The following is a 20,465-nucleotide window of genomic DNA, read 5'->3' on the forward strand; positions in this document are numbered from 1 at the left end:
AAAACGCGCCCCGCAGGGCGCGCCGTGTGACTGCCTGGAGCGATACCGTTACAGCTTGGCGTCCGCTCTCACGTTGCGCTGGCTGGGAACGGCCAGCGGCAACGGGTTGTTGGTCTCCACCGACAGCACGGTGGTGGACGCCGCCGCGTTGTTGCCATCAAGGAAGACTACGCCGCCCAGGTAGCGCTTGCCCGTTTCCAGCCCCGACCAGCTGACACCGGCCGTGGCGCTGCCGCCCACATACACCTTGGTCGGCAGGGTGGCTTTCAGGTTGCCGCCCTTGTCGGCTGTCGTGACGACGGCCGACGACAGGCCGAAGCCGGTCGAGACGCCATTCGCCAGTTCGTAGCCGATCACGCACACCTTGTAGTTGCCTGCCGCCGGGGTGGTCAAGGTAATGGCCTCGTTCGAGCCGGCCGTGGCCGAAGTGGCGACGGTCGCGCCGGCGCTGTTGAGCAGCAGCAGGTCGAGGTCGTTGCCGGCGCCTTCCGTGGTGTCGCGGTCGAAAATTTCGAAGCGCGCCACGACGGTGCTGGCGGGAATGCTGACATTGACGACGCGCACGCCGCTGCCGCCCGCCTTGCACGCGTCGGCCATCTGCGCCAGCGTTTCCATGCTGCCCGGCGCGGCCTGGCTGATGGTTTGCTCGCTGCGCGCCACTTCCTTCAAGCCGCCCGTCGCCGCGCCGACCTTGCCGGCAAAGCCGGTGGACAGGGTCAGCGAACGCAGGCCGCTGACCTTGTCGGCCTGCAGCAATGCCGGCGACTGCACCGCGCGGCCCGAGCGGGCCGTGACGGGGCTGCGTACCGTGTGCACGCCGTCGCTCCACACGAGGGCGCCATACTGCCAGGCATTGTCCGGCGCCGTCGTGCGCGCCAGGGTCACGGTGAAGGATTTGGTTTCGCCGGGGGCCAGCGCCAGGGTGGCGGGCACCACCGTCACGCTGTAGCCGCTGAGCGAGGCGCTGGCCGTGTAGGTGGCGCTGCTGCTGCCCACGTTGGTGACGCGGCGCGTCACCGTTTGCGTGCCCAGCACGTTGCCGATGGTGATGGACGGCATGTTCAGGTTGTAGCCGGCCAGGGTGCCGCCCGCGCATTCGGCTGTCATGCCGACGCCGCACATGTATTTCTTGTAGTCGGCCAGGCTGGCGTCATACACGAGGCCGGGATCGGTCGCCTTGTTCGGCGTCACATGGCCGGCGCCCTGGCCCCATGGCAGGATGCCGCGCGCGTCGCCGGCCTGGATGTCGGGCAAGGTGGCGCTGCCGGTCGTCATCAGGGCCGACTTGATGGCGGCAGGGCTCCAGTCCGGATGCTGCTGGCGCAGCAGGGCGGCCAGGCCGGCCACGTGCGGGCTGGCCATCGAGGTGCCTTGCAGGAAGATGTAGGCTTGCGCCGGCACCAGGCTGCCATCCTGCACGGCGTCGCGCTGGGCGCGCGACAGGGCAGGCGTGCCGCCGGCCAGGATGTCCACGCCAGGCGCGGTGACGTCCGGCTTGAGCAGGTTGGCGTCGTACAGGTTCGGGCCGCGCGACGAGAAGTCGGCCACGACGGGGGCGGCAGGGCCGTTGCCGTTGGTGACGAAGCGCGAGATGGCGGCCGTGGCCGTGCCCGTTTGCGCCTGGGCGTTGATCAGCGCGCCATCGGCGGCGCTCACGTGCACGGCCGGCAGGACGTGCGGGTCGGACACCAGGCCCACGCCCGTGTCGACCAGCACCATGCCGGCGCCGCCCGCTTCGAGCACGGCGACGCCCTTGTCGGTACGCGCCGTGGTGCCGCGCAGGCAGCTGACGACCTTGCCGGCGACCTTGGCCGGGTCCAGCAGGGCCACGCCGCCGTTGTCGCCGGCGCGGTAGCACAGGGCCAGCTTTTGCGCATCGGCGCCGGGCAAGCCCGCGTCTTGCGCGCGGATCAGGGTAGTGGCCGGCAGCGGGTTGTAGTTGAGCGAGGCGCCCGTGTAGCTGGCGCCGTTGCTCAAGGTTACCTTGGCCTGGTTGGCGCGGTTGTGCGTCGAGGCGGCCACGGTGGTGATCCATGGGCTGACGTGGGCTACGGTATTGGCCGGGCCCGCATTGCCGGCCGACGCGGCAACGAATACGCCCGCATTCGACGCGTGCAGGAAGGCTTGCTCGACCGGGTCGTTGACCGTGCCGCCGCCGCTGATCGAATAATTGATCACGTGTACGCCGTCCTGCACGGCTTTTTCAATCGCCGCCACGCTGTCGCCGCCGTAGCAGCCGTTCTTCGCGCCGGTCGGCTGGGTGGCCAGGTTGTACGACCAGCATACCTTGTAGACGGACAGGCGGGCGCGCGGCGCCACGCCGGAAATGGCGCCCAGCGGCGAGCCGTTCACGATCACGGGCACGCCCGCATTGCCGCCCGCGGTGGACGAGGTGTGCGTGCCGTGGCCGCCTTCGCCATTCGGGTCGCCGATGGAATCGCGCGGCGAGGTGAATTCGCTCCAGTGCTGGATCTTGTCCGTCTCGGTCAGGCGCACGGCGTTGAAGTATTGCGCGCCCAGCAATTTGTTGTTGCAGTGGTCTTGCGTAAAACCTTCGCCTGCCTGGCAGCTGCCTTTCCAGGCGGCCGGCGGCGCGCCATAGGCCAGGGTGGCGTTCGGGTCGAAGGTCGGGGCGCCGTTGGCGTCGACCTTGTCCGCATACGACAGGTTTTCCGGCCACACGCCGCCATCGACGATGCCGATGATGATGTCTTCGCCCGCATGCTGTTTGCCGCCCAGCTGGCTCCACAGGCCGCCCGGCTGATCCAGGCCCAGGAAGGTGGGCGTGTAGTTCGTTTGCAGGGCGCGCGGTTCGTCGGGGGCGATGCTGGCCACTTCGCCGCTCGCCTGCAGCTGGCGCACTTCGGCGTCGGTCAGCAGGGCGGAAAAGCCGTTGAGGACGATCTTGTACTGGTATTGCACGGGCGCGGCGGCGACGAGCGCTTGTACCCGGGCCTGTTTCTGTTCAAGGTAGTCGCCGTACAGCTGCACTTGCGTGCTGGCCAGGTCGAGGCGGCCGCCGGCGGCAGGCTGGGTGGCACCCAGGCCTTCCACCGAGCCGGTGTAGGAAGCGATCGGTTTGTCGGTCAGCTGCACGATGTAGGGGCGGCGCAGGTCGTCGGCGTGGGCCTGGAAGCTGAGGCTGGCAAACAGGCTCAGCACGGCGAGCGAAATGGGACGCAAGGCGGGACGGAATATCATGTAAGGGTTTCCTGTATCGGTATCGGAGTCAAAAAGAGGCGGCAATCAGGCTTGCTTGCTGCGGCGGCGTGCAGCGAATCCGACACCGGCCAGGCCCAGCAGCATCATCGCGTAGGTCGATGGCTCCGGTACCGAGGCGACGATATTGTCGAGCGCAAACTGGCCCTTGTTGCTCGTGAAGGCGTTGCAACTGCCGGCCGTGTTGCAAGTGAAGCCGAAGAAGGCCAGCGAGGCGAATTGCTGGCTGCCGAAGTTGGCGCTCGTGTTGTAGCGCTGGAACTGGAAGTTGCCGCCGATGGGGCCGCCCAGCTGGTAGGTTTCATAGATGGAAGAGCCGTTGGCGTAGAAGCCTTGCACGCGCAGCAAGCCAGCTACGGCCGGATAGGTGACGCCCTGGGCATAGCCGATGAAGCTGGCGTCGAAGCCCTGCAGGCTGACGCTGCCGCCCGGGTTCAGCGGGTCCAGGTAGACGATGCCGTCGTTGAGGGAGGCATAGTAATTGCTCGCATTGTTGGTCGGGCACGCCATGCCGCAGGCGGCCGGGTCCGTGCCGTCGAACACGGCGCCGACCAGGTCGCCATAACTGGCACCGGCGGCATTCGAAGCGCCCGTCAGCAGGAATTTGCTCAATTCCAGGGAGTCGCCATGGCCGACGAATTGGCTGTCGACGTTGTCAAAGTTGATCACGTCCGCGATGGCGGCGGGGGCCCAGGCGGCGGACAGGGCCAGGATGGCGGCGCCGGTCCACTGCTTGGCCGAGAAAGGACTTGCTGCGGCAGTTGCCTTCGAATGCACAATACGAGTCATGAATTTTCCCTTGGTGATTATGTAGGATGCAATATGTTTTGCGTCTGGGATGCTCTTTTCTGCGTGGACGGCTAAGACCAATACGTAGAAAATTAATTTTTACTATAGCAAAAGAGGCAATTTCATTGTTTGATATTCTTGCAAATTTAATTTGAAAGTTACAAATAATGAATGAATAAAATTCATCACTTACTATGATTTCGTAACCAGGAGTAGATAGTTTCCGCATTGAAAATAGTTGAGTTATTAAGCAGCCAGCCAAGCGCGCGCGGCGCCGTCGCGGTTTCGCGCACACTGGATGGTTTCCGCAGGAATTTGTTGTTCACAGAGCAAAGAAAAGATTGTATTAACCATAACCGGCATGGTAGGCTGATAAGCATCAGGCAAGCGCGTGTCGCCCGTGCGTGGCCATCCGCCGCGCGCAGCGACGCAATGGATTGAAGGTAGGCAATAAGGAGTTACCGGATGCATGCAGCACACAGGCAGAACCTTGCGGCAACGCGCCATGCGCGCGGCTTTACCTTGCTCGAATTGCTGGTTGTCATCGTGATCATCGGCTTGCTGGCGGCGTATGTCGGCCCCAAGTATTTCGCCCAGCTGGGCAAATCCGAAGTGACGGTGGCCAAGGCGCAGATCGAGGCGTTTGAAAAATCGCTCGACACCTACCGCCTCGACGTGGGGCGCTATCCCACCACGGAAGAAGGCCTGGCCGCACTGCTGGTGGCGCCGCCCGCCGCCGGCACGCGCTGGAATGGCCCTTACCTGAAAAAAGCCGTGCCGCTCGACCCATGGGGCCATGCCTATCAATACCGCGCGCCGGGCAGCAAGGGCGAATACGACATCGTCTCGATGGGCAAGGATGGCCAGCCGGGCGGCAGCGGCGAGAACGCCGACATCAGCTCGCAATAGCGCCAGCGCCATTCTTTTTCCTACGGACAAGCCATCATGCAGTTCGAAGTACGCGCGCTTTCCACGGACCAGGCCGTAACTACCTTGCAGACGTGCGTGATCGACGGCCGCGACGAAGCCGACGCGCGCCGCCAGGCCGAGGCGCGCGGCCTGTTTGTCAGTGCCATCCGCCCCGTGCGGGCCACGCCGTTCAGTGCCGCCGGGCGCCAGCGCGCGCGGGCCTTGCCCTTGCTGCTGTTCAGCCAGGAATTGCTGGCGCTGCTGCAAGCGGGACTGGGCATCGTCGAAGCGCTGGAAGCCTTGCTGGAAAAGGAAGCGTCGCCGGCCACGCGCAGCGTTCTCACGCGTCTGCTCGAAGGCTTGCGCGAAGGTAAACGCTTTTCCGCCGTGCTGGCGGAGCAGGCGGAACTGTTCCCTCCCTTGTACATCGGCATCGTCAAGGCGGCCGAGGGCACGAGCGACTTGCCGCGCGCGCTCTCGCGCTACATCGACTACCAGCAGCGCATCGATGCGGTGCGGTCCAAAATCGTCAGCGCCGCCATCTATCCCGCCATCCTGCTGGCCGTGGGCGGCGGCGTCAGCGCCTTCCTGATCAGCTATGTGGTGCCCCGTTTCGCCGAGGTTTACCAGGGCGCGGGCCGCAACCTGCCGTGGATGTCGCAAGTGATGCTCAGCTGGGGCCAGTTCGTCACCGAACATGGCCTGCTGCTGTTGCTGGGCCTGGCGCTGGCCGGCAGCATCGTTTTCACGGCCGTGCGGCGCGTGCTGCGCAACGGCGGCGTGGCGCGCCTGCTGGCGAAACTGCCCGGCATCGGCGAGCGCGTGCGCATCTATGAACTGTCGCGCCTGTACCTGACTCTGGGCATGCTGGCCGAGGGCGGCATCACCATCGTGCAGGCGATCGCCACCGTGCAGGCGATGGTCTCGCCTGGCATGCAGGCGTCCTTGCAACAGGCGCGCGGCGCCATCGAGGCGGGCCAGCCGCTGTCGTCCGCATTTGAGCAGCATCAATTGACGACGCCGATTTCCCTGCGCATGCTGCGCGTGGGCGAGCGCACGGGCGACATGGGCCCCATGCTGACGCAGTCGGCCGCCTTTTATGACGGCGAAATCAGCCGCTGGATCGACCGTTTTACGCGCACCTTCGAACCTTTGCTGATGGCCGCCATCGGCCTCGTCGTGGGCGCCATCGTGATCCTGCTGTACATGCCCATTTTTGACCTTGCCGGCGATATTTCATGAACCAGATTTCTTCCGTTCCCGCCGCCATCGACCCCGCGCTGCTGCAGCGCGCGCGCATCCTGAGCCGGCAATCGAAGCGCAGCCTGGTCGAGGAATTGCAGGAGCTGAGTGGCATCGAGGCGCGCGCCGTGGTGCGCGAACTGGCGCGCCCGTTCGGCCTGGACGTGCTGGAAACGGCCGACATGCTGGCCTTGTCTCCCGCCTTCGATGTGCTGCCCCTGTCGCAGGCGCTGGCGCGCCACAGCGTGCTGCTGCGCGCCGCCGGCGGCCAGCTGGTGGGCGTGATCGCCGACCCGTTCGACCTCGACCTGCAAACCTGGCTGAATGCGCGCGCCGGGCAGGGCGTCTTGGACGTGCGCCTGGCGCTGCAGGCCGACATCGGCGCCTACTTGTCGAAACAGGAAGAATCGGCGCGCGCCGTCGACAGCCTGCTGCCCGGCGCCGCCACCGACGCGCGGCGCGACGGCAAGACGGCCGCCGTGCTGTCGTTCGCCAGCGTGTCGGAAGCGGCCAGCCCCGCCGTCAAGCTGGTCAATTCGACCCTGTATGACGCGCTGAAGGCGGGCGCCTCGGACATCCACCTGGAAAGTACGGCCGGCGGCCTGGCCGTCAAATACCGCGTCGACGGCGTGCTCGATCACGCCACATCCGTCAACGGCATCGAAGTGGCGGAACACATCATCTCGCGCCTGAAAGTGCTGGCCGAACTCGATATCGCCGAGCGCCGCGTGCCGCAGGACGGCAGCTTTCGCGTCGAGTCGGGCGGGCGCGAAATCGATCTGCGCGTCTCCATCATGCCCAGCATCCATGGCGAGGACGCCGTCATCCGTATCCTCGACAAGCGCGCCATGATCGAAGCGTATGGCGCCCTGACTCTCGAAGCGCTGGGCTTTGACTCGCCATCGCTGGTCGCCCTGCGCGCGCTGGCGCAGGAAGCCTACGGCATGCTGCTCGTCACCGGTCCCACGGGTTCGGGCAAGACGACGACCCTGTACGCGGCACTGACGGAAATCCACAACGGGCGCGAAAAGATCATCACCATTGAAGACCCCGTCGAATACCAGCTGCCCGGCATTCTGCAAATTCCCGTCAATGAAAAGAAGGGGCTGACCTTTGCCAAGGGCTTGCGCTCCATCCTGCGCCACGACCCCGACAAGATTATGGTGGGCGAGATCCGCGACCGCGAGACGGCGGAAATCGCCGTGCAATCGGCCCTCACGGGCCATTTGGTGCTGACCACCGTGCATGCGAATAATGTGTTCGACGTGTTCGGCCGTTTTACGCATATGGGCATCGACCCGTATGCGTTCGTCTCGGCCCTGAACGGCATCTGGGCGCAGCGCCTGATCCGCACCAACTGCCCCCATTGCGCCACGGAGTACACGCCCGACGATGCCGAGCTGGCCAGCGTGGGCCTGGCGCGCGCCGACGTGGCCGACTATCAATTCAAGCAGGGCAAGGGTTGCGGCGACTGCCGCGGCACGGGCTACAAGGGGCGCCGTTCGATCGCCGAAATCCTTGTGCTGACCGATGAAATCCGCGAACTGATCGTCGATAAAAAACCGATCCGCCAGATCAAGGCGGCCGCGTATGCGAACGGCACGCGCAGCCTGCGCCTGGCGGCGCTGGAACTGGTCAAGCGGGGCGCCACCACCATCACGGAAATCAAGAGGGTCACCCTGCATGCGTAGAGGTCTTGGACAAGGATTGCGCCTGGGCGTAGCGGCGGGCAAGGTAAGCCTGTGGCGCAGCAACCGCTGGCGCGCGCCCGCGTGGACGCCGCTCGGTGAAGCCGCGCATGCGCCGGACGACGCGCCGCATGGCGACTTTGCCGCCCTGGGCCAGGCGCTGGAACAGATACTGCCGGCTGGCGAATACGCGGGCTGGCCCTTGTCCGTGGTGCTCGACGATGGACTGGCGCGCCTGTGGCAAGTGGACATGCCGCAGGGCGCCGCGCGCCTGGCCGATATCGAGGCGGCCGCCGCGCTGCGCTTCCAGTCGCTGTATGGCGATGCACCGGGCCTGTGGCACAGCAGCAGTGCCTGGGATGCGCGCGCGCCGTTTTTCTGCGCCGTGCCCCGTGCCTTGCTGGCGCAGCTGACGCGCGTGGCCGAAACACGCAAGCTGGCCCTGATTTTCATTACGCCGCAATTCGCGCGCCACTGGAACCGCTGGCACGGCGCCTTGAAACCGGGCGCCTGGTTTGGCCAATTGCAGGAGAGCGCCCTGACCCTGGGCGTGCGGCACGAAGGCCGCCTGCGCGCCGTGCGCGCGCTGCCCGTGCCGCCTGGCGCTGGCAGGGACTGGCTGGCGCAGACCTTGGCGCGCGAGGCGCTGCTGCAAGGTGTATCCGCACCGGCGCTGCTGCAGCTGTGCGGCGCGCCGCCGCCCGCATGGCTGATGCCGGCGAAAGAGTTCCACTGCCAGGTTTTTTCCGCGCCGGATGGCGAAAACGGCTTGTCGCCGGCCGCCCGGTTGGCGCATAGCGGAGGCGTGGCATGACGCGCCTCAATATCGATTTCGCGCCACCAAACTGGCGCCGCAGCCTGCACCGCGTGCCCGCGTGGGCGTGGTGCATCGGCGCGCTGGGCGTGGCGCTGGCCGTCACGGCGGCGTACAGCGGCAGCGCCGCGCTGCAGCGCCAGCAACTGCGCGAGGAGCAGTTACAGCGCGCGCAGCAGCGCGTGCTGGCCGCCACGCAGGGACCGGCGCCGGTGGTGTCCACGCCGATCGCGCCCGCGCAGGCGGCGGCCGTGAATGCGGCCATCCTGCAATTGAACCTGCCGTGGCGCGACTTGCAAGATGCGCTGGCCAGCGCCACGCCGCCCGCAGTCGCGCTGCTGGCGCTGGAGCCGGACGCGCGCAAGCGCGTGCTGAAGATCACGGCCGAAACGGGCAGCAGCGACGCCATGGTGGCCTACATCGCGCAATTGAAGCGGCAGGAGTTGTTCGGCACGCGCGTGCAGCTGCTGCGCCATGAAATCAATGCGCTTGATCCGAACAAACCGTTGCGCTTCCAGCTCGAAGCGCGCTGGGGTGCGCCATGATGGCCATCGACATCAATAGCTTGCGCCTGCGCGCGCAACTGCTGCTGCGCCGTTTGGGTGCGCCCGCCTGCCTGGCACTGGCTTTGCTCGCGCTGGGCATGGCCGCCTGGGTCTGGGCCTGGCAGCAGCGCGCCGTGGCGGCGCAGCTGGAAGCACGGCCCTTGCCGCAGCCAGCGCTGGCCGTGGTGGCCGCTGCGGCGGCGCCGGCGACGGCCAGCGAAAACCTGGCGCGCTTTTATGCCGTGCTGGGACAGCAGCGCCACGCGGAGCAGCAGGTCAAGCAGCTGTTCGACCTGGCCGCGAAAAACGGCTTGCTGCTGGCGCAGGGCGAATACAAGAGCGGCTACGACAAGGCCAGCCGGGTCGCCACCTACCAGGTGACCTTGCCGCTGAAGGGTAGTTATGCGGCCGTGTCGCAGTTCGCGCTGCAAGCGCTGCGCGCCGTCCCTTTCGCCTCGCTCGACGAACTGAGTTTTCGCCGCGAGCAGATCGCCGATACGGATCTCGAAGCGCGCTTGCGCATGACGTTTTATCTGACCGATATGCCTGGCGATGCGGGAGTGGCGCCATGACCCCGCGCCATTATCTGATGCTGGCCGGCGTGCTGGGCGCGGGCGCCTTGCTGCTGTTCGGCGAGCGCCAGCCCGTGGCCGACGTGGCCGAGGCGGTGGAGCGGGCCGTCGCGCCCGCGCGCCACGCCACCGCCAAGGCGCCAGCCGCGCAGCCGGCCATCCTGGCCCTGCTGCCGCGCAGCGAAGTGGCGGGCGAGGATGGCGACACCTTTGGCGGCGCCGGTGCTGTCTTCCAGAGCCAGAACTGGAATCCGCCGCCGCCGAAAATGGCGGTGACGGCCGCGCCGCCGCCTCCGCCCCCAATGGCGCCGCCGCTACCCTTCGTCTACTTGGGCAAGGCGGCCGCCGACGGCGCCTGGGAAGTGTTTCTGTCGCGCGCCGACAAGACGTATATCGTGCGCGCCAATACCGTCATCGATGGCGCCTACAAGGTCGTGACGATCGCGCCGCCCGTCATGACGCTCACTTATCTGCCGTTGAACCAGGTTCAGCAGCTCAACATTGGAGTTTCCGAGTGATGTCTCGTTCCTTTTCATCGGCGCTGTTGCTCTTGTTGCTGTCCGGCTGCGCAGGGCAGCAAGCCTACCGCGACGGGCGCGAGCTGATCGCGCAAGACCAGGTGCCGGCCGGCCTGCAAAAGCTGCAGGAAGCGCTGCGGCAAGACCCCGGCAATGCGCAATACCGCAGCGCCTATCTGCAGGCGCGCGAGCGGGCGACCGGTAGCCGCTTGCAGCAGGCCGAGCGCCAGGCGCAGGCGGGGCAGGGCGAGCTGGCGCGAGCCTCCTTCATGAGCGTGCTGGAAATCGATGCGCAGAACGAGCGGGCCAACAGCGGCTTGCGCGCGCTCGAACGCGAGCAGCGCCAGGGCAAGCTGCTGGCCGAAGCGCAGAAAGATATCGACGCCAAGCGCTACGACCCCGCGCGCCAGCGCCTGAACGCCATCCTGACCGAGCAGCCGAACCATGCGGGCGCACGCACGCTGCTGCGCGAGGTCGACGACAAAACGGCGCCGCCCGTGGTCGAATCGGGCCTGGCCAGGTCGTACAAGCAGCCGATCACGATCGAGTTTCGCGACGCGCCGTTAAAACAGGTGTTCGAGCTGATTGCGCGCCGCTCCGGCCTCAATTTCGTCTTCGACAAGGACGTCAAGGCGGACGCGAAAACCTCGATCTTCCTGAAAAACAGCACGGTGGAATCGGCCGTCTACTTCCTGCTGGTGACGAACCAGCTGGAGCAGCAGGTGATGGATGCGAACACGATCTTGATCTACCCGAACGTGGCGGCAAAATTGAAGGAGTACCAGGAAGTGCTGGTCAAGACTTTCTTCCTGGCGAACGCGGACGCGAAGCAGGTGGCCAACACGCTCAAGACCATTTTGAAGACGCGCGACGTGGTGGCCGATGAAAAGCTCAACCTCGTCATCGTGCGCGACACGCCCGAGGCGATCCGCCTGGCCGAGCGCCTGATCGCGCTGCAGGACGTGCCCGAGGCGGAAGTGGTGCTGGAACTGGAAATCCTCGAAGTCAAGCGCAGCCGCTTGATGGAGCTGGGCGTGGCCTGGCCATCAAGCCTGACCCTGACGCCGCTTTCCACCTCGGGCGGAATCGGCCTGACCATCAGCGACCTGAACAAGCTGAACCAGCGCACCATCGGCGTGAGCGACCTGTCCGTGACGGCCAACGCCAACAAGACGGACGGCGACGCGAACATCCTGGCCAACCCGCGCATCCGCGTGCGCAACCGGGAAAAGGCGAAGTTCGTCATCGGCGACAGGGTGCCCGTGGTGACCACCACGATTTCGCCGGGCACGGGCGGCTTCGCTTCCGAGTCGATCAGCTACCTGGACGTGGGCCTGACGGTGAACGCCGAGCCGACCATCTATTTGAACAACGAGGTGGGCATCCGCATCTCGCTCGAAGTGAGCAACCTGGGCGCGGCCACCACCACCCGCAGCGGCTCGACCCTGTACCAGATCGGCACGCGCCAGGCGTCGACCATGCTGCAACTGAAGGATGGCGAAAACCAGGTGCTGGCGGGCCTGCTCAACAATGAAGAGCGCAGCTCTGGCAACAAGGTGCCGGGCCTGGGCGACATCCCTGTGCTGGGGCGGCTGTTCGGCAGCAGCAAGGATGACAGCCAGAAGACGGAAATCGTGCTGTCGATCACGCCGCACCTGGTGCGCACGGTGCAGCGTCCGGAAGCGAAAGAGTCGGAATTCTCGGCCGGTACGGAAGGCAGCTTCCGCCGCCGTCCCGACATGGCGGCCAAGGCGCCCACGCAGATGCCGGGCACGGTGATCGTGCGTTCCGGCCCGTCGGCCGTCGGCATGCAGCCGGCGCCGGCTCAGCCGATGATGACACCGGGCGCTTTGCCGGCGCCGCTGCCGCAGACGGTGCCCGCGCCGGAAGTGGCGCCGTCGCCCGAGCCGGCCGCCTCTCCCTTGCCGATATCGTCGGGCCAGCCCGTACCGCTGCAGGCGGCGCCCTTGCCGCTGTCGTCGAGCCAGCCGGTACCGGTGAGCCCGCCGCCGCCCCCTGCCAAATGAGACTGGCGCATGCGCAGAGGGGGCAGGGCGGTTTTACCCTGATCGAGCTGCTGGTGACCCTGGCCATCCTGGGCGTGCTGGCCACCCTGGTGATCCCCGTCACGCAAGTGACGGTGCAGCGGCGCCAGGAGCAGGAATTGCGGCGCGCGCTGCGCGAGATCCGCCAGGGGATCGATGCGTATAAGCGTGCTGGCGACGAGGGGCGCATTGTGCGCGCGACAGACGCCAGCGGTTATCCGAAAAGTCTGGAGCTGCTGGTCGAGGGCGTGGCGGACCAGCGCAACCCGAAGCGCAGCAAGATGTTCTTTTTGCGCCGCTTGCCGCGCGACCCGTTCAATGGGGATGCTGGCCTTAGTGATGCGCAAACGTGGGGCAAGCGCAGCTACGCCAGCGAAGCGGCCGAACCGCGCGAGGGGGACGATGTCTATGATGTGTATTCCACGTCCGGCAAGATGGGCTTGAACAACGTGCCTTACCGTCTATGGTGAACCATGGCCGCTGAAAACACCCGAGTCCGCACACGCGGCTTTACCCTGATCGAATTGCTGGTGGTGCTAGGCATCGTGGCGCTGCTGCTGACCCTGGCCGTGCCCCGCTACTTTCCCAGCCTCGACAGGGCGAAGGAAACCGTGCTGGCGGACAACCTGCGCAATCTGCGCACGACCATCGACCAGTTCCACGGCGATACGGGCCGTTATCCCGATTCGCTGGAGCAACTGGTGGAAAAGAAATACCTGCGCGCCATGCCCATCGATCCCATCACGGACAGCGACAGCAGCTGGCTCATCGTGCCGCCGCCCGACGATACGCCGGGCCAGGTGTATGACGTGAAAAGCGGTGCGCCCGGCAAGGACCGCAGCGGTACGCCGTTTGCCGACTGGTAGCGGTCATGCACCGTCCTGCGCGCCGCCAGCGCGGTTTTACTTACCTGGGCCTGATTATCCTCGTGGCCATCCTGGGCCTCGTGGGAGCGGCCGGCCTGAAGATGGGTTCCTTGCTGCAGCGCCAGGCGGCCGAGCAGGAATTGCTCGACATTGGCGCGCAGTTTTCAGATGCCCTCTACAGCTATGCGGCCGCCACGCCGCCGGGCCAGCCGCAACAGCCGCCCAGCCTGGCCGCCTTGCTGCGCGATCCCCGTACGCCCCAGCTGCGCCGGCATTTGCGCAAGCTGTTTGTCGATCCCATCACGGGCCGCGCCGAGTGGGGCTTGCTGTACCAGCCGGGAAGCAATGGCATCATTGGCGTGCACAGCCTGTCGCAGGCGGCGCCATTAAAGGTCGGCAATTTCGAGGCCAGGTTCGCCGGCTTCGAAGGCAAGGCGCATTTCTCGGAATGGCGCTTCATGGTCGATGCCCGGGTGTCATCCGTGCCGTCCGCAGGACCGGCAGCTGTGCCGGCAAGTGATGAGACCGGCACCGCGCCCGCCTTGCCGGTGTCACCGTTGTTTTCTCGCCCTGTTACTCCACCGCAAGACCAACCGCCATCAGAGCCAATTGAGCAGCCTGAATCGCAAAATTCCGCTGAAAACACTGCCGAATAGGCGTTTTTACCTTAAAACGTGACAAAAATAAATGTATGCGTCGGTAACTATTTTTGTGCGGAAATTCGTCGATAACGGCAAATAGTTCATTTCGAAAATAGTTATCTCGGATGAAACTTCGATAAAATATTTATAAGTAATTCAATGCAATTATGCTACCATTCTGTTCAGTACTTCCGGTACTCAAATTATTGGTGGCCTGCGCATTGCAGCCATAAATTACTTTTTAAGGGATAAACTATGAAATTGAAATTTATCGCTGCAGGCATCATGGCAGCAGCATCGTTCAGCGCATCGGCAGGCGATCAGATCCTGGATATCACCCCTGACGGCAATGTTCACACCTTCAACGCCGTTGTTGGCGATGGCATTTTGTCCGGTGGCCTGGATGAGATCATCCTGAGCGGCCTCGGTGCTGGCACGTACAACATCGGCTTGTCGATTACCGGCCAGAAGCTGACGTTCAATGCGCTCACGTCGAATCTGAACAACCAGTTGGGCGAAGCCTTCTCGGCTGGCGGCCTGAAGTTCTTCGGCGTGGAATACAGTGGTGTTGGTCCATTCAAACTGCAACTGTTCGGCACCGCCTTGGCTGGCGCCAACTACACCGGCACTTACACGGTGTCCGCAGTGCCAGAACCAGCAACCTATGGCATGCTGCTGGGTGGCTTGGGTCTGCTGGGCTTCATGACCCGTCGCCGCGCCAAAAAAGCTGCCTAAGCTTTCGTTGTAATGAAAAAAACCCGCTTCGGCGGGTTTTTTTTCGTCTTGCGTCAGTTCGGCAAGACGCAGGCAACAACGTCCTGCGCAGCTTGTCACGCGTGGCGCTTGAAATCGCGGAAGCGGAAGCCAACTATAAAGAGAGTGGCAAAGTACGCCACGCCGCACAGGGCCACCACCAGGGCCAGCGCGCCGGCCCGCAGCAGCGGATGGGCTTGCATGGCAATCCAGTCGATGCGCACGGCACCCGCATACGCCACGCCGCCCATCACGATGAGTGCGGGCAGCAGGCGCAGGAAGAACTTGGCCCAGCCCGGTTTCGGCTGGTAGATGCCGCGCTTGCGCAAGCCCCAGTACAGGAAGCTGGCGTTCAGGCAGGCGCCCAGGCCGATCGACAGGGCCAGGCCGGCCACGGCGATATACGGCACGAACAGCAGATTCATCAGCTGCGTGGCGATCAGCACGCCGATGGCGATTTTCACGGGCGTACGGATGTCCTGGCGCGCATAGAAGGCGGGCGCCAGGGTCTTGACGAGGATGATGCCGATCAAGCCCAGGCTGTAGGCCACGAGCGGCTGCGTCGACATGGTCACGGATTCGGCCGTGAACTTGCCGTAGTGGAAGAGGGTGGCGATCAGCGGCGTGGCCAGGGTCGCCATGCCGACGGCGGCGGGCAGGGCCAGCAAAAAGGTCAGGCGCAAGCCCCAGTCCAGCAGGGCCGAGTATTCCGTCTTGTCGCCATCCACGTTCGCCTTCGACAGGCTGGGCAGCAAGATGGTGCCCAGGGCCACACCCAGCATGGCGGTGGGGAACTCCATCAGGCGGTCCGCATACGACAGCCAGGAAATGCTGCCCTCGGCAAGGCGCGACGCGATGCTCGTATTGATCATCAGGCTGATCTGCGCCGCCGAGACGGCGAACACGGCCGGTCCCATCTTCTTTAGCACGCGGCGCACGCCGCCGTCGGACAGGCCGATGGCGGGATTGATCGACAGGCGCGGCAGCATGCCGATCTTGATCAGCGCGGGAATCTGGATCGCCACCTGCAGCAGGCCGCCGGCGAACACGGCAATCGCCATGGCGTAGATCGGCTGTTTTAGATAGGACGCGAGGAATAGCGAGGCGGCGATGAAAGACAGGTTCAGCAGCACGGGCGTGAACGCGGGAATCTTGAATTCGCGCCAGGTATTCAAGATGCCGCCGGCCAGGGCCACGAAGGACATGCAAGTAATATAAGGGAACATCAAGCGCGTCATCCACACGGCCGCGTCAAAAGCGCCCGCATCCTTGGTCAGGCCCGTGGCGATCACATACACGAACCAGGGCGCGCCGATGATGCCGATGGCGGAAACGAGCAGGGTGGCCCAGACGAGCGTGGTGGCCACGTGGTCGGCCAGCTGCTTGCTCGCTTCCTGGCCGTGCTGGTTCTTGTATTCAGACAAGATCGGCACGAAGGCTTGCGAGAACGCCCCCTCGGCAAACAAGCGGCGCAACAGGTTGGGGATGCGGAAGGCAACAATGAAGGCGTCCGTGTAGGCGCCGGCGCCAAAGGCGCGCGCGAACAGGCTTTCGCGCAATAATCCGGTTACACGGGACAGCATGGTCATGCTGGAGATGGCGGCGAGGGTTTTAAGCAAGTTCATGGGGGCAGATTATAGCCGGGCGCGGTACCGTTAAACGGTTAAAATATGGTAACAATTGCCGCCGATTCGCCCTTGCCAGCCCCATTTTCACGTGTTTTTGGCGTGACACACGGTTTTTTGATTTGCTCCCGCTTGAAAATATCGCTATAATCGAAGGCTGTACAGAATTCTGTTACGCAGACACTAATGTTTGACAGGCACTGGTTTGGCACACATGGTTCGGCAGACGCACAGAACGCACCGGTTGGCAAACACTAATGTTTGCAAACGCACTTTGACCCTGTTTTAGGAAATTCCATGGCAAATACCGCACAAGCGCGCAAACGCGCTCGTCAAGCAGTTAAGCAAAACGCACACAATTCGTCCCAACGTTCGACCTTGCGCACGGCTATCAAAGCTGCTCGCAAAGCGATCCAGGGCGGCGACAAGGCAGCTGCTGCTGCAATCTTCCAAGCATCCGTGTCGACCATCGACCGTATCGCTGACAAGAAGATCATCCACAAAAACAAGGCAGCTCGCCATAAGAGCCGTCTGGCAGCTGCTTTGAAAGCACTGTCCGCTTAATATTCGCCAGCAGGCAAGCCACCACGGTGGCCTTGCCTGTGCCGGTACGCTGGCACTGGTTGAAAAGCAAAAACCCGCAGATTCGTTCTGGCGGGTTTTTTCGCGTTTTTTTGCCGTTTTTTGTACAGGTTTTTATGGCCGCGTTCGCCAGCGGCCCGCCGCGACGGCCTAGCGCGCCGCCGGCAAGTTGCCGATGCTCATGCCTGGCTTGATGTTCCTTTGCTTGAACCAGCCCAGATGCATTTCCAGCGCATAGCGCACGGGCACGGTCTTCGTGGAGCAATGGCTGTCGAGCGTGTGCGGCTGCATGTCTTCGATGTTGACGATCTTGCCGCTGGCATCGATAAAGGCCACCGACAGGGGCAGCGGCGTGTTTTTCATCCACATGCATTGCGTCGATGGGTTGCCAAAGACAAACAGCATGCCCGCATTGGCCGCCATCTTTTCACGGTACATCAAGCCCTGTTCGCGCTGCGCTTCCGTGGCGGCCACTTCCGCCTGGATCAAATGCATGCCGGCCGACAGTTGCAAGCTCTTTGTTTGCGCCTGGGCCATGCTGGCGCAGGACAACAGGGTGATGGACAGACTGAGACGGCGCAGGCAATTTTTCATGGGGCGGGGCGGTGGCGATCGAAGCGGCGATTAAGCCATGCTGGCGGCCGCCTGGTCAAGCATGCTGCCCGGCCGCATCGAAAGCGTGGGGTTACAGCAACATTCTCGCCGTCGTAACCCCGGGAACCGCGCTTATTTCACGGGCTTGCCTGCTTCAGCGGCCGGCTGCTTCGTCTTGCGCGCCTGGGGAATCAGGCGCGGCGCATCGGTTGCGGCCGATGCGTTGACGGAGGCGGACGCCGGCGGCACGGGCTTGCTGGCGTCGGTGGCGGCCGAGGCGTGGCTGGCTGCCGATGCGGGTGGCGGCTTGACGGCATCGGTCGCGGCGGAGGCATGCACCTGGGCGCCCGACTGGGCCAGTGCGGCGCTGGCAAGCAGGGAAGCGGCCAGGGTTAGTATTACTTTTTTCATCATCTTTCCTTTTCCGTCATGTTAAGGTCGGATGATTTTAATGCATTATCTAAAAATAAATAGTGCTTATTGGAAAATTTGGTACCGCCGCCGTTCTTTCTTGTGCTGCTTAGGCCTTGCCAATGTTCTCGGCCGGCACTTCGCACCATTCGCCGGGCATCAATGGATGGCTGGCCAGCGAGAACGGGCCGATGGCGCTGCGTACCAGGCGCAGGGTGGGCAGGCCGACGGCCGCCGTCATGCGCCGCACTTGGCGGTTTTTTCCTTCTTTCAAGGTGATCGCCAGCCACGAGGTCGGCTTGTCGGCACGTGCGCGGATCGGTGGATTGCGCGGCCACAGCCAGTCCGGCTCGGCGATGCGCACGGCCTTGCACTGCTTGGTGATGAAGTCGCCCAGGTCCAGCGGCGCCTGCAGGCGCGCCAGGCTGGCCGCATCGGGCACGCCGTCGACTTGCACCAGGTAGGTTTTCGCTTCCTTGCGGTCCGGGTGGCTGATTTCGTGCTGCAGGCGGCCGTCGTCCGTCAGCAGCAGCAAGCCTTCGCTGTCGGCGTCGAGCCGGCCGGCCGGGTAGATGCCGGGGATGGTGAGATGGTCGGCCAGGGTGGCGCGGCCCTCCTGCGGCGAAAACTGGCACAGGACCTGGAAAGGTTTATTGAAGAGGATGAGTGGCATGCTGGTAGGGGAATTGATGTAAACGATGGTGGCTGCTGGTCGGCGCCGCAAAAGCGTGGCGCCCTGTAAGATACTGGTGCATAATGTGAAATGTTAGTCTTATGTCTTATAGAAGACTATGACGATGCGCTTCTTTGGCGATGCGGATGGCCCGGGTGTTCTTTCCCTGCTAAAGTGCGTTGTTGCCGCCCTGTTCGGACTTGTTTTTGTAAACTCTGCACCCGCAGAGCGCGTCGCCGGCCTGTGTTGCCCGCCAGCGGTGTGTCCCACTTCGGAGATCACGATGTATCAACATATCACTGTACCTGCTGACGGCCAAAAAATCACCGTCAACGCCGATTTTTCGCTGAATGTACCAGATAATCCCATCGTTCCCTTCATTGAAGGCGATGGCACGGGCATCGATATCAGCCCGGTCATGATCAAGGTGATCGACGCTGCCGTGGCCAAGGCCTACGGCGGCGCACGCAAGATCAGCTGGATGGAAATCTACGCAGGCGAAAAATCGACGAATGTGTACGGCCCCGATGTGTGGCTGCCGGAAGAAACACTGGAAGTACTCAAAGATTACGTGGTTTCCATCAAGGGCCCGTTGACGACGCCCGTCGGCGGCGGCATCCGCTCGCTGAACGTGGCCTTGCGCCAGCAGCTCGATCTGTACGTCTGCCTGCGCCCCGTGCGCTACTTCACGGGCGTGCCATCGCCCGTGAAAGAGCCGGAAAAGACGGACATGGTGATTTTCCGCGAAAACTCGGAAGATATCTATGCCGGCATCGAATACCAGCAAGGCTCGCCCGAAGCCAAGAAATTGATGGATTTCCTCGTCAATGAAATGGGCGTGACGAAGATCCGCTTCCCGGCCACGTCGGGCCTGGGCATCAAGCCCGTCTCCATCGAAGGCACGGAGCGCCTCGTGCGCAAGGCCATCCAGTACGCGATCGACAATGACAAGCCATCCGTGACGATCGTGCACAAAGGTAACATCATGAAGTACACGGAAGGCGGCTTCCGCGACTGGGCGTATGCGCTGGCGCAAAAGGAATTCGGCGCCGAGCTGATCGATGGCGGTCCATGGTGCAAGTTCAAGAATCCGAAGACGGGCCGGGACATCATCGTCAAGGATTCCATCGCTGACGCGTTCCTGCAACAGATTTTGCTGCGTCCGGCCGAATACAGCGTCATCGCCACCCTGAATCTGAACGGCGATTACATTTCCGACGCGCTGGCGGCACAAGTGGGCGGCATCGGCATCGCGCCGGGCGCCAACCTGTCCGACTCCGTCGCCATGTTCGAAGCGACGCACGGCACGGCGCCGAAGTACGCGGGCAAGGATTACGTGAATCCCGGTTCGCTGATTTTGTCGGCGGAAATGATGCTGCGCCATATGGGCTGGCTGGAAGCGGCCGACCTGATCATTTCCTCGATGCAAAAGTCGATCGCCTCGAAGCGCGTCACCTACGATTTCGCCCGCCTGATGGAAGGCGCGACGCAAGTGTCGTGCTCCGGATTCGGCGACGTGATGATCGAGCACATGTAACTGGAGGGCAGGGTGCCGCGCACCCTGCAGGCGAAAAAAAACCCCGCTTCAAGGAAACGGGGTTTTTCACATCTGAGGGCCGGCGATGCTTAGGCTGCTTGGATGTTGGAAGCTTGCTTGCCTTTAGGGCCTTGCGTGACTTCGAATTGAACTTTTTGACCTTCTTTGAGGGTCTTGAAACCGTTCATGTTGATTGCGGAGAAATGAGCAAACAAATCTTCGCCGCCATCATCTGGAGTGATGAAGCCAAAACCTTTGGAATCATTGAACCACTTAACTGTACCTGTTGCCATAAAAAGAACTTTCAAAATTAAAACAAATCACACGAGCCATAAAAGCAAGAAGCTTCTTGCCCCCTCCTCGACGTCTCACTTCTTATCAAGCTGTACATTACTGCAACAGTCGATACAGCATTGTTGGCGGAATAAATACTGAAGTCAAG

General features: G+C 63.5%; 21 protein-coding genes. 14 read left to right on the plus strand and 7 right to left on the minus strand.

Going from position 1 to position 20,465, the window contains the following annotated elements; translation table 11 throughout:
* Window positions 1–48: 48 nt before the first annotated feature.
* The gene (locus ACQ4WO_RS19880; RefSeq protein ID WP_436482919.1) at window positions 49–3,201 is read right to left on the minus strand and encodes a S8 family peptidase; all 3,153 of its coding nucleotides are present in this window, start codon (window positions 3,199–3,201) and stop codon (window positions 49–51) included.
* Between the two features lie 45 nt (window positions 3,202–3,246).
* Window positions 3,247–4,008, minus strand: coding sequence for an NF038120 family PEP-CTERM protein (locus ACQ4WO_RS19885; protein WP_436482920.1), 762 nt, complete (start codon window positions 4,006–4,008; stop codon window positions 3,247–3,249).
* Window positions 4,009–4,473: 465 nt separating this feature from the next.
* Here ACQ4WO_RS19885 and gspG point away from each other — a divergent pair, with 465 nt between their 5' ends.
* The 12 genes from gspG to ACQ4WO_RS19945 all read left to right on the plus strand — a co-directional run bounded on the left by gspG (window position 4,474) and on the right by ACQ4WO_RS19945 (window position 14,583).
* Window positions 4,474–4,917 (plus strand): type II secretion system major pseudopilin GspG, encoded by a 444-nt coding sequence (gspG, locus tag ACQ4WO_RS19890; protein ID WP_034751618.1) that lies wholly within the window; start codon window positions 4,474–4,476, stop codon window positions 4,915–4,917.
* 36 nt (window positions 4,918–4,953) lie between these two features.
* Entirely contained in the window at window positions 4,954–6,159 is a 1,206-nt protein-coding gene (locus tag ACQ4WO_RS19895) for a type II secretion system F family protein (protein ID WP_436482921.1), read from the plus strand.
* The gene (locus tag ACQ4WO_RS19900) at window positions 6,156–7,850 is read left to right on the plus strand and encodes a GspE/PulE family protein (RefSeq protein ID WP_436482922.1); all 1,695 of its coding nucleotides are present in this window, start codon (window positions 6,156–6,158) and stop codon (window positions 7,848–7,850) included. The genes ACQ4WO_RS19895 and ACQ4WO_RS19900 overlap by 4 nt, the downstream gene beginning before the upstream one ends.
* Complete coding sequence (locus tag ACQ4WO_RS19905; protein WP_436482923.1) at window positions 7,843–8,661, plus strand: hypothetical protein; 819 nt, start codon at window positions 7,843–7,845, stop codon at window positions 8,659–8,661. Before ACQ4WO_RS19900 ends, ACQ4WO_RS19905 begins: the two co-directional genes overlap by 8 nt.
* The gene (locus ACQ4WO_RS19910; RefSeq protein ID WP_436482924.1) at window positions 8,658–9,206 is read left to right on the plus strand and encodes a hypothetical protein; all 549 of its coding nucleotides are present in this window, start codon (window positions 8,658–8,660) and stop codon (window positions 9,204–9,206) included. Before ACQ4WO_RS19905 ends, ACQ4WO_RS19910 begins: the two co-directional genes overlap by 4 nt.
* Window positions 9,203–9,778 carry a hypothetical protein gene (locus tag ACQ4WO_RS19915; protein ID WP_436482925.1) on the plus strand — a complete coding sequence of 192 codons (576 nt, stop codon included), beginning with the start codon at window positions 9,203–9,205 and terminating at the stop codon, window positions 9,776–9,778. Before ACQ4WO_RS19910 ends, ACQ4WO_RS19915 begins: the two co-directional genes overlap by 4 nt.
* Window positions 9,775–10,296: a hypothetical protein gene (locus ACQ4WO_RS19920; RefSeq protein ID WP_436482926.1), complete on the plus strand. Its 522-nt coding sequence runs from the start codon at window positions 9,775–9,777 to the stop codon at window positions 10,294–10,296. The genes ACQ4WO_RS19915 and ACQ4WO_RS19920 overlap by 4 nt, the downstream gene beginning before the upstream one ends.
* Window positions 10,296–12,323: a secretin GspD/PilQ domain-containing protein gene (locus ACQ4WO_RS19925; RefSeq protein ID WP_436482957.1), complete on the plus strand. Its 2,028-nt coding sequence runs from the start codon at window positions 10,296–10,298 to the stop codon at window positions 12,321–12,323. Before ACQ4WO_RS19920 ends, ACQ4WO_RS19925 begins: the two co-directional genes overlap by 1 nt.
* Window positions 12,320–12,811: a type II secretion system protein gene (locus tag ACQ4WO_RS19930; protein WP_436482927.1), complete on the plus strand. Its 492-nt coding sequence runs from the start codon at window positions 12,320–12,322 to the stop codon at window positions 12,809–12,811. The genes ACQ4WO_RS19925 and ACQ4WO_RS19930 overlap by 4 nt, the downstream gene beginning before the upstream one ends.
* 3 nt (window positions 12,812–12,814) lie before the next feature.
* Window positions 12,815–13,207 (plus strand): type II secretion system protein, encoded by a 393-nt coding sequence (locus ACQ4WO_RS19935; RefSeq protein ID WP_436482928.1) that lies wholly within the window; start codon window positions 12,815–12,817, stop codon window positions 13,205–13,207.
* Between the two features lie 5 nt (window positions 13,208–13,212).
* Window positions 13,213–13,863, plus strand: coding sequence for a type II secretion system protein (locus tag ACQ4WO_RS19940; protein WP_436482929.1), 651 nt, complete (start codon window positions 13,213–13,215; stop codon window positions 13,861–13,863).
* 240 nt (window positions 13,864–14,103) lie between these two features.
* Entirely contained in the window at window positions 14,104–14,583 is a 480-nt protein-coding gene (locus ACQ4WO_RS19945) for an FxDxF family PEP-CTERM protein (protein WP_230515353.1), read from the plus strand.
* Between the two features lie 95 nt (window positions 14,584–14,678).
* Here the strand turns inward: ACQ4WO_RS19945 and murJ are convergent, their stop codons facing one another.
* Entirely contained in the window at window positions 14,679–16,226 is a 1,548-nt protein-coding gene (murJ, locus tag ACQ4WO_RS19950; protein WP_436482930.1) for a murein biosynthesis integral membrane protein MurJ, read from the minus strand.
* Between the two features lie 297 nt (window positions 16,227–16,523).
* Here murJ and rpsT point away from each other — a divergent pair, with 297 nt between their 5' ends.
* The gene (gene rpsT / locus ACQ4WO_RS19955) at window positions 16,524–16,790 is read left to right on the plus strand and encodes a 30S ribosomal protein S20 (protein WP_010395935.1); all 267 of its coding nucleotides are present in this window, start codon (window positions 16,524–16,526) and stop codon (window positions 16,788–16,790) included.
* 168 nt (window positions 16,791–16,958) lie between these two features.
* Here the strand turns inward: rpsT and ACQ4WO_RS19960 are convergent, their stop codons facing one another.
* From ACQ4WO_RS19960 to ACQ4WO_RS19970, 3 genes are all read right to left on the minus strand, one after another.
* Window positions 16,959–17,402, minus strand: a complete 444-nt coding sequence (locus ACQ4WO_RS19960; protein WP_436482931.1) for a DUF192 domain-containing protein — start codon at window positions 17,400–17,402, stop codon at window positions 16,959–16,961.
* Window positions 17,403–17,534: 132 nt separating this feature from the next.
* Entirely contained in the window at window positions 17,535–17,813 is a 279-nt protein-coding gene (locus tag ACQ4WO_RS19965) for a hypothetical protein (protein WP_436482932.1), read from the minus strand.
* A 109-nt stretch (window positions 17,814–17,922) separates the two neighbouring features.
* Window positions 17,923–18,486 carry a pseudouridine synthase gene (locus ACQ4WO_RS19970; protein ID WP_436482933.1) on the minus strand — a complete coding sequence of 188 codons (564 nt, stop codon included), beginning with the start codon at window positions 18,484–18,486 and terminating at the stop codon, window positions 17,923–17,925.
* 283 nt (window positions 18,487–18,769) lie between these two features.
* Here ACQ4WO_RS19970 and icd point away from each other — a divergent pair, with 283 nt between their 5' ends.
* The gene (gene icd / locus ACQ4WO_RS19975) at window positions 18,770–20,023 is read left to right on the plus strand and encodes an NADP-dependent isocitrate dehydrogenase (RefSeq protein WP_070303844.1); all 1,254 of its coding nucleotides are present in this window, start codon (window positions 18,770–18,772) and stop codon (window positions 20,021–20,023) included.
* An 89-nt stretch (window positions 20,024–20,112) separates the two neighbouring features.
* Here the strand turns inward: icd and cspE are convergent, their stop codons facing one another.
* Window positions 20,113–20,316: a transcription antiterminator/RNA stability regulator CspE gene (cspE, locus tag ACQ4WO_RS19980; RefSeq protein ID WP_010395943.1), complete on the minus strand. Its 204-nt coding sequence runs from the start codon at window positions 20,314–20,316 to the stop codon at window positions 20,113–20,115.
* Between the last annotated feature and the right edge of the window lie 149 nt (window positions 20,317–20,465).

Origin of the sequence: Janthinobacterium aestuarii, from assembly GCF_051380835.1 — a bacterium.
Taxonomy (GTDB): Bacteria; Pseudomonadota; Gammaproteobacteria; order Burkholderiales; family Burkholderiaceae_D; genus Janthinobacterium; species Janthinobacterium aestuarii.

Excerpts from the sequence above, each read along its gene's own strand:
- ACQ4WO_RS19915 (WP_436482925.1), top strand. The coding sequence starts at position 9,203 with ATGATGGCCATCGACATCAATAGCTTGCGCCTGCGCGCGCAACTGCTG.
- ACQ4WO_RS19965 (WP_436482932.1), bottom strand. The coding sequence starts at position 17,813 with ATGAAAAAAGTAATACTAACCCTGGCCGCTTCCCTGCTTGCCAGCGCC.
- rpsT (WP_010395935.1), top strand. The coding sequence starts at position 16,524 with ATGGCAAATACCGCACAAGCGCGCAAACGCGCTCGTCAAGCAGTTAAG.
- ACQ4WO_RS19900 (WP_436482922.1), top strand. The coding sequence starts at position 6,156 with ATGAACCAGATTTCTTCCGTTCCCGCCGCCATCGACCCCGCGCTGCTG.
- murJ (WP_436482930.1), bottom strand. The coding sequence starts at position 16,226 with ATGAACTTGCTTAAAACCCTCGCCGCCATCTCCAGCATGACCATGCTG.
- ACQ4WO_RS19885 (WP_436482920.1), bottom strand. The coding sequence starts at position 4,008 with ATGACTCGTATTGTGCATTCGAAGGCAACTGCCGCAGCAAGTCCTTTC.
- ACQ4WO_RS19880 (WP_436482919.1), bottom strand. The coding sequence starts at position 3,201 with ATGATATTCCGTCCCGCCTTGCGTCCCATTTCGCTCGCCGTGCTGAGC.
- icd (WP_070303844.1), top strand. The coding sequence starts at position 18,770 with ATGTATCAACATATCACTGTACCTGCTGACGGCCAAAAAATCACCGTC.
- ACQ4WO_RS19940 (WP_436482929.1), top strand. The coding sequence starts at position 13,213 with ATGCACCGTCCTGCGCGCCGCCAGCGCGGTTTTACTTACCTGGGCCTG.
- cspE (WP_010395943.1), bottom strand. The coding sequence starts at position 20,316 with ATGGCAACAGGTACAGTTAAGTGGTTCAATGATTCCAAAGGTTTTGGC.
- ACQ4WO_RS19920 (WP_436482926.1), top strand. The coding sequence starts at position 9,775 with ATGACCCCGCGCCATTATCTGATGCTGGCCGGCGTGCTGGGCGCGGGC.
- ACQ4WO_RS19935 (WP_436482928.1), top strand. The coding sequence starts at position 12,815 with ATGGCCGCTGAAAACACCCGAGTCCGCACACGCGGCTTTACCCTGATC.
- ACQ4WO_RS19905 (WP_436482923.1), top strand. The coding sequence starts at position 7,843 with ATGCGTAGAGGTCTTGGACAAGGATTGCGCCTGGGCGTAGCGGCGGGC.
- ACQ4WO_RS19945 (WP_230515353.1), top strand. The coding sequence starts at position 14,104 with ATGAAATTGAAATTTATCGCTGCAGGCATCATGGCAGCAGCATCGTTC.
- ACQ4WO_RS19930 (WP_436482927.1), top strand. The coding sequence starts at position 12,320 with ATGAGACTGGCGCATGCGCAGAGGGGGCAGGGCGGTTTTACCCTGATC.
- gspG (WP_034751618.1), top strand. The coding sequence starts at position 4,474 with ATGCATGCAGCACACAGGCAGAACCTTGCGGCAACGCGCCATGCGCGC.
- ACQ4WO_RS19970 (WP_436482933.1), bottom strand. The coding sequence starts at position 18,486 with ATGCCACTCATCCTCTTCAATAAACCTTTCCAGGTCCTGTGCCAGTTT.
- ACQ4WO_RS19960 (WP_436482931.1), bottom strand. The coding sequence starts at position 17,402 with ATGAAAAATTGCCTGCGCCGTCTCAGTCTGTCCATCACCCTGTTGTCC.
- ACQ4WO_RS19925 (WP_436482957.1), top strand. The coding sequence starts at position 10,296 with ATGTCTCGTTCCTTTTCATCGGCGCTGTTGCTCTTGTTGCTGTCCGGC.
- ACQ4WO_RS19895 (WP_436482921.1), top strand. The coding sequence starts at position 4,954 with ATGCAGTTCGAAGTACGCGCGCTTTCCACGGACCAGGCCGTAACTACC.
- ACQ4WO_RS19910 (WP_436482924.1), top strand. The coding sequence starts at position 8,658 with ATGACGCGCCTCAATATCGATTTCGCGCCACCAAACTGGCGCCGCAGC.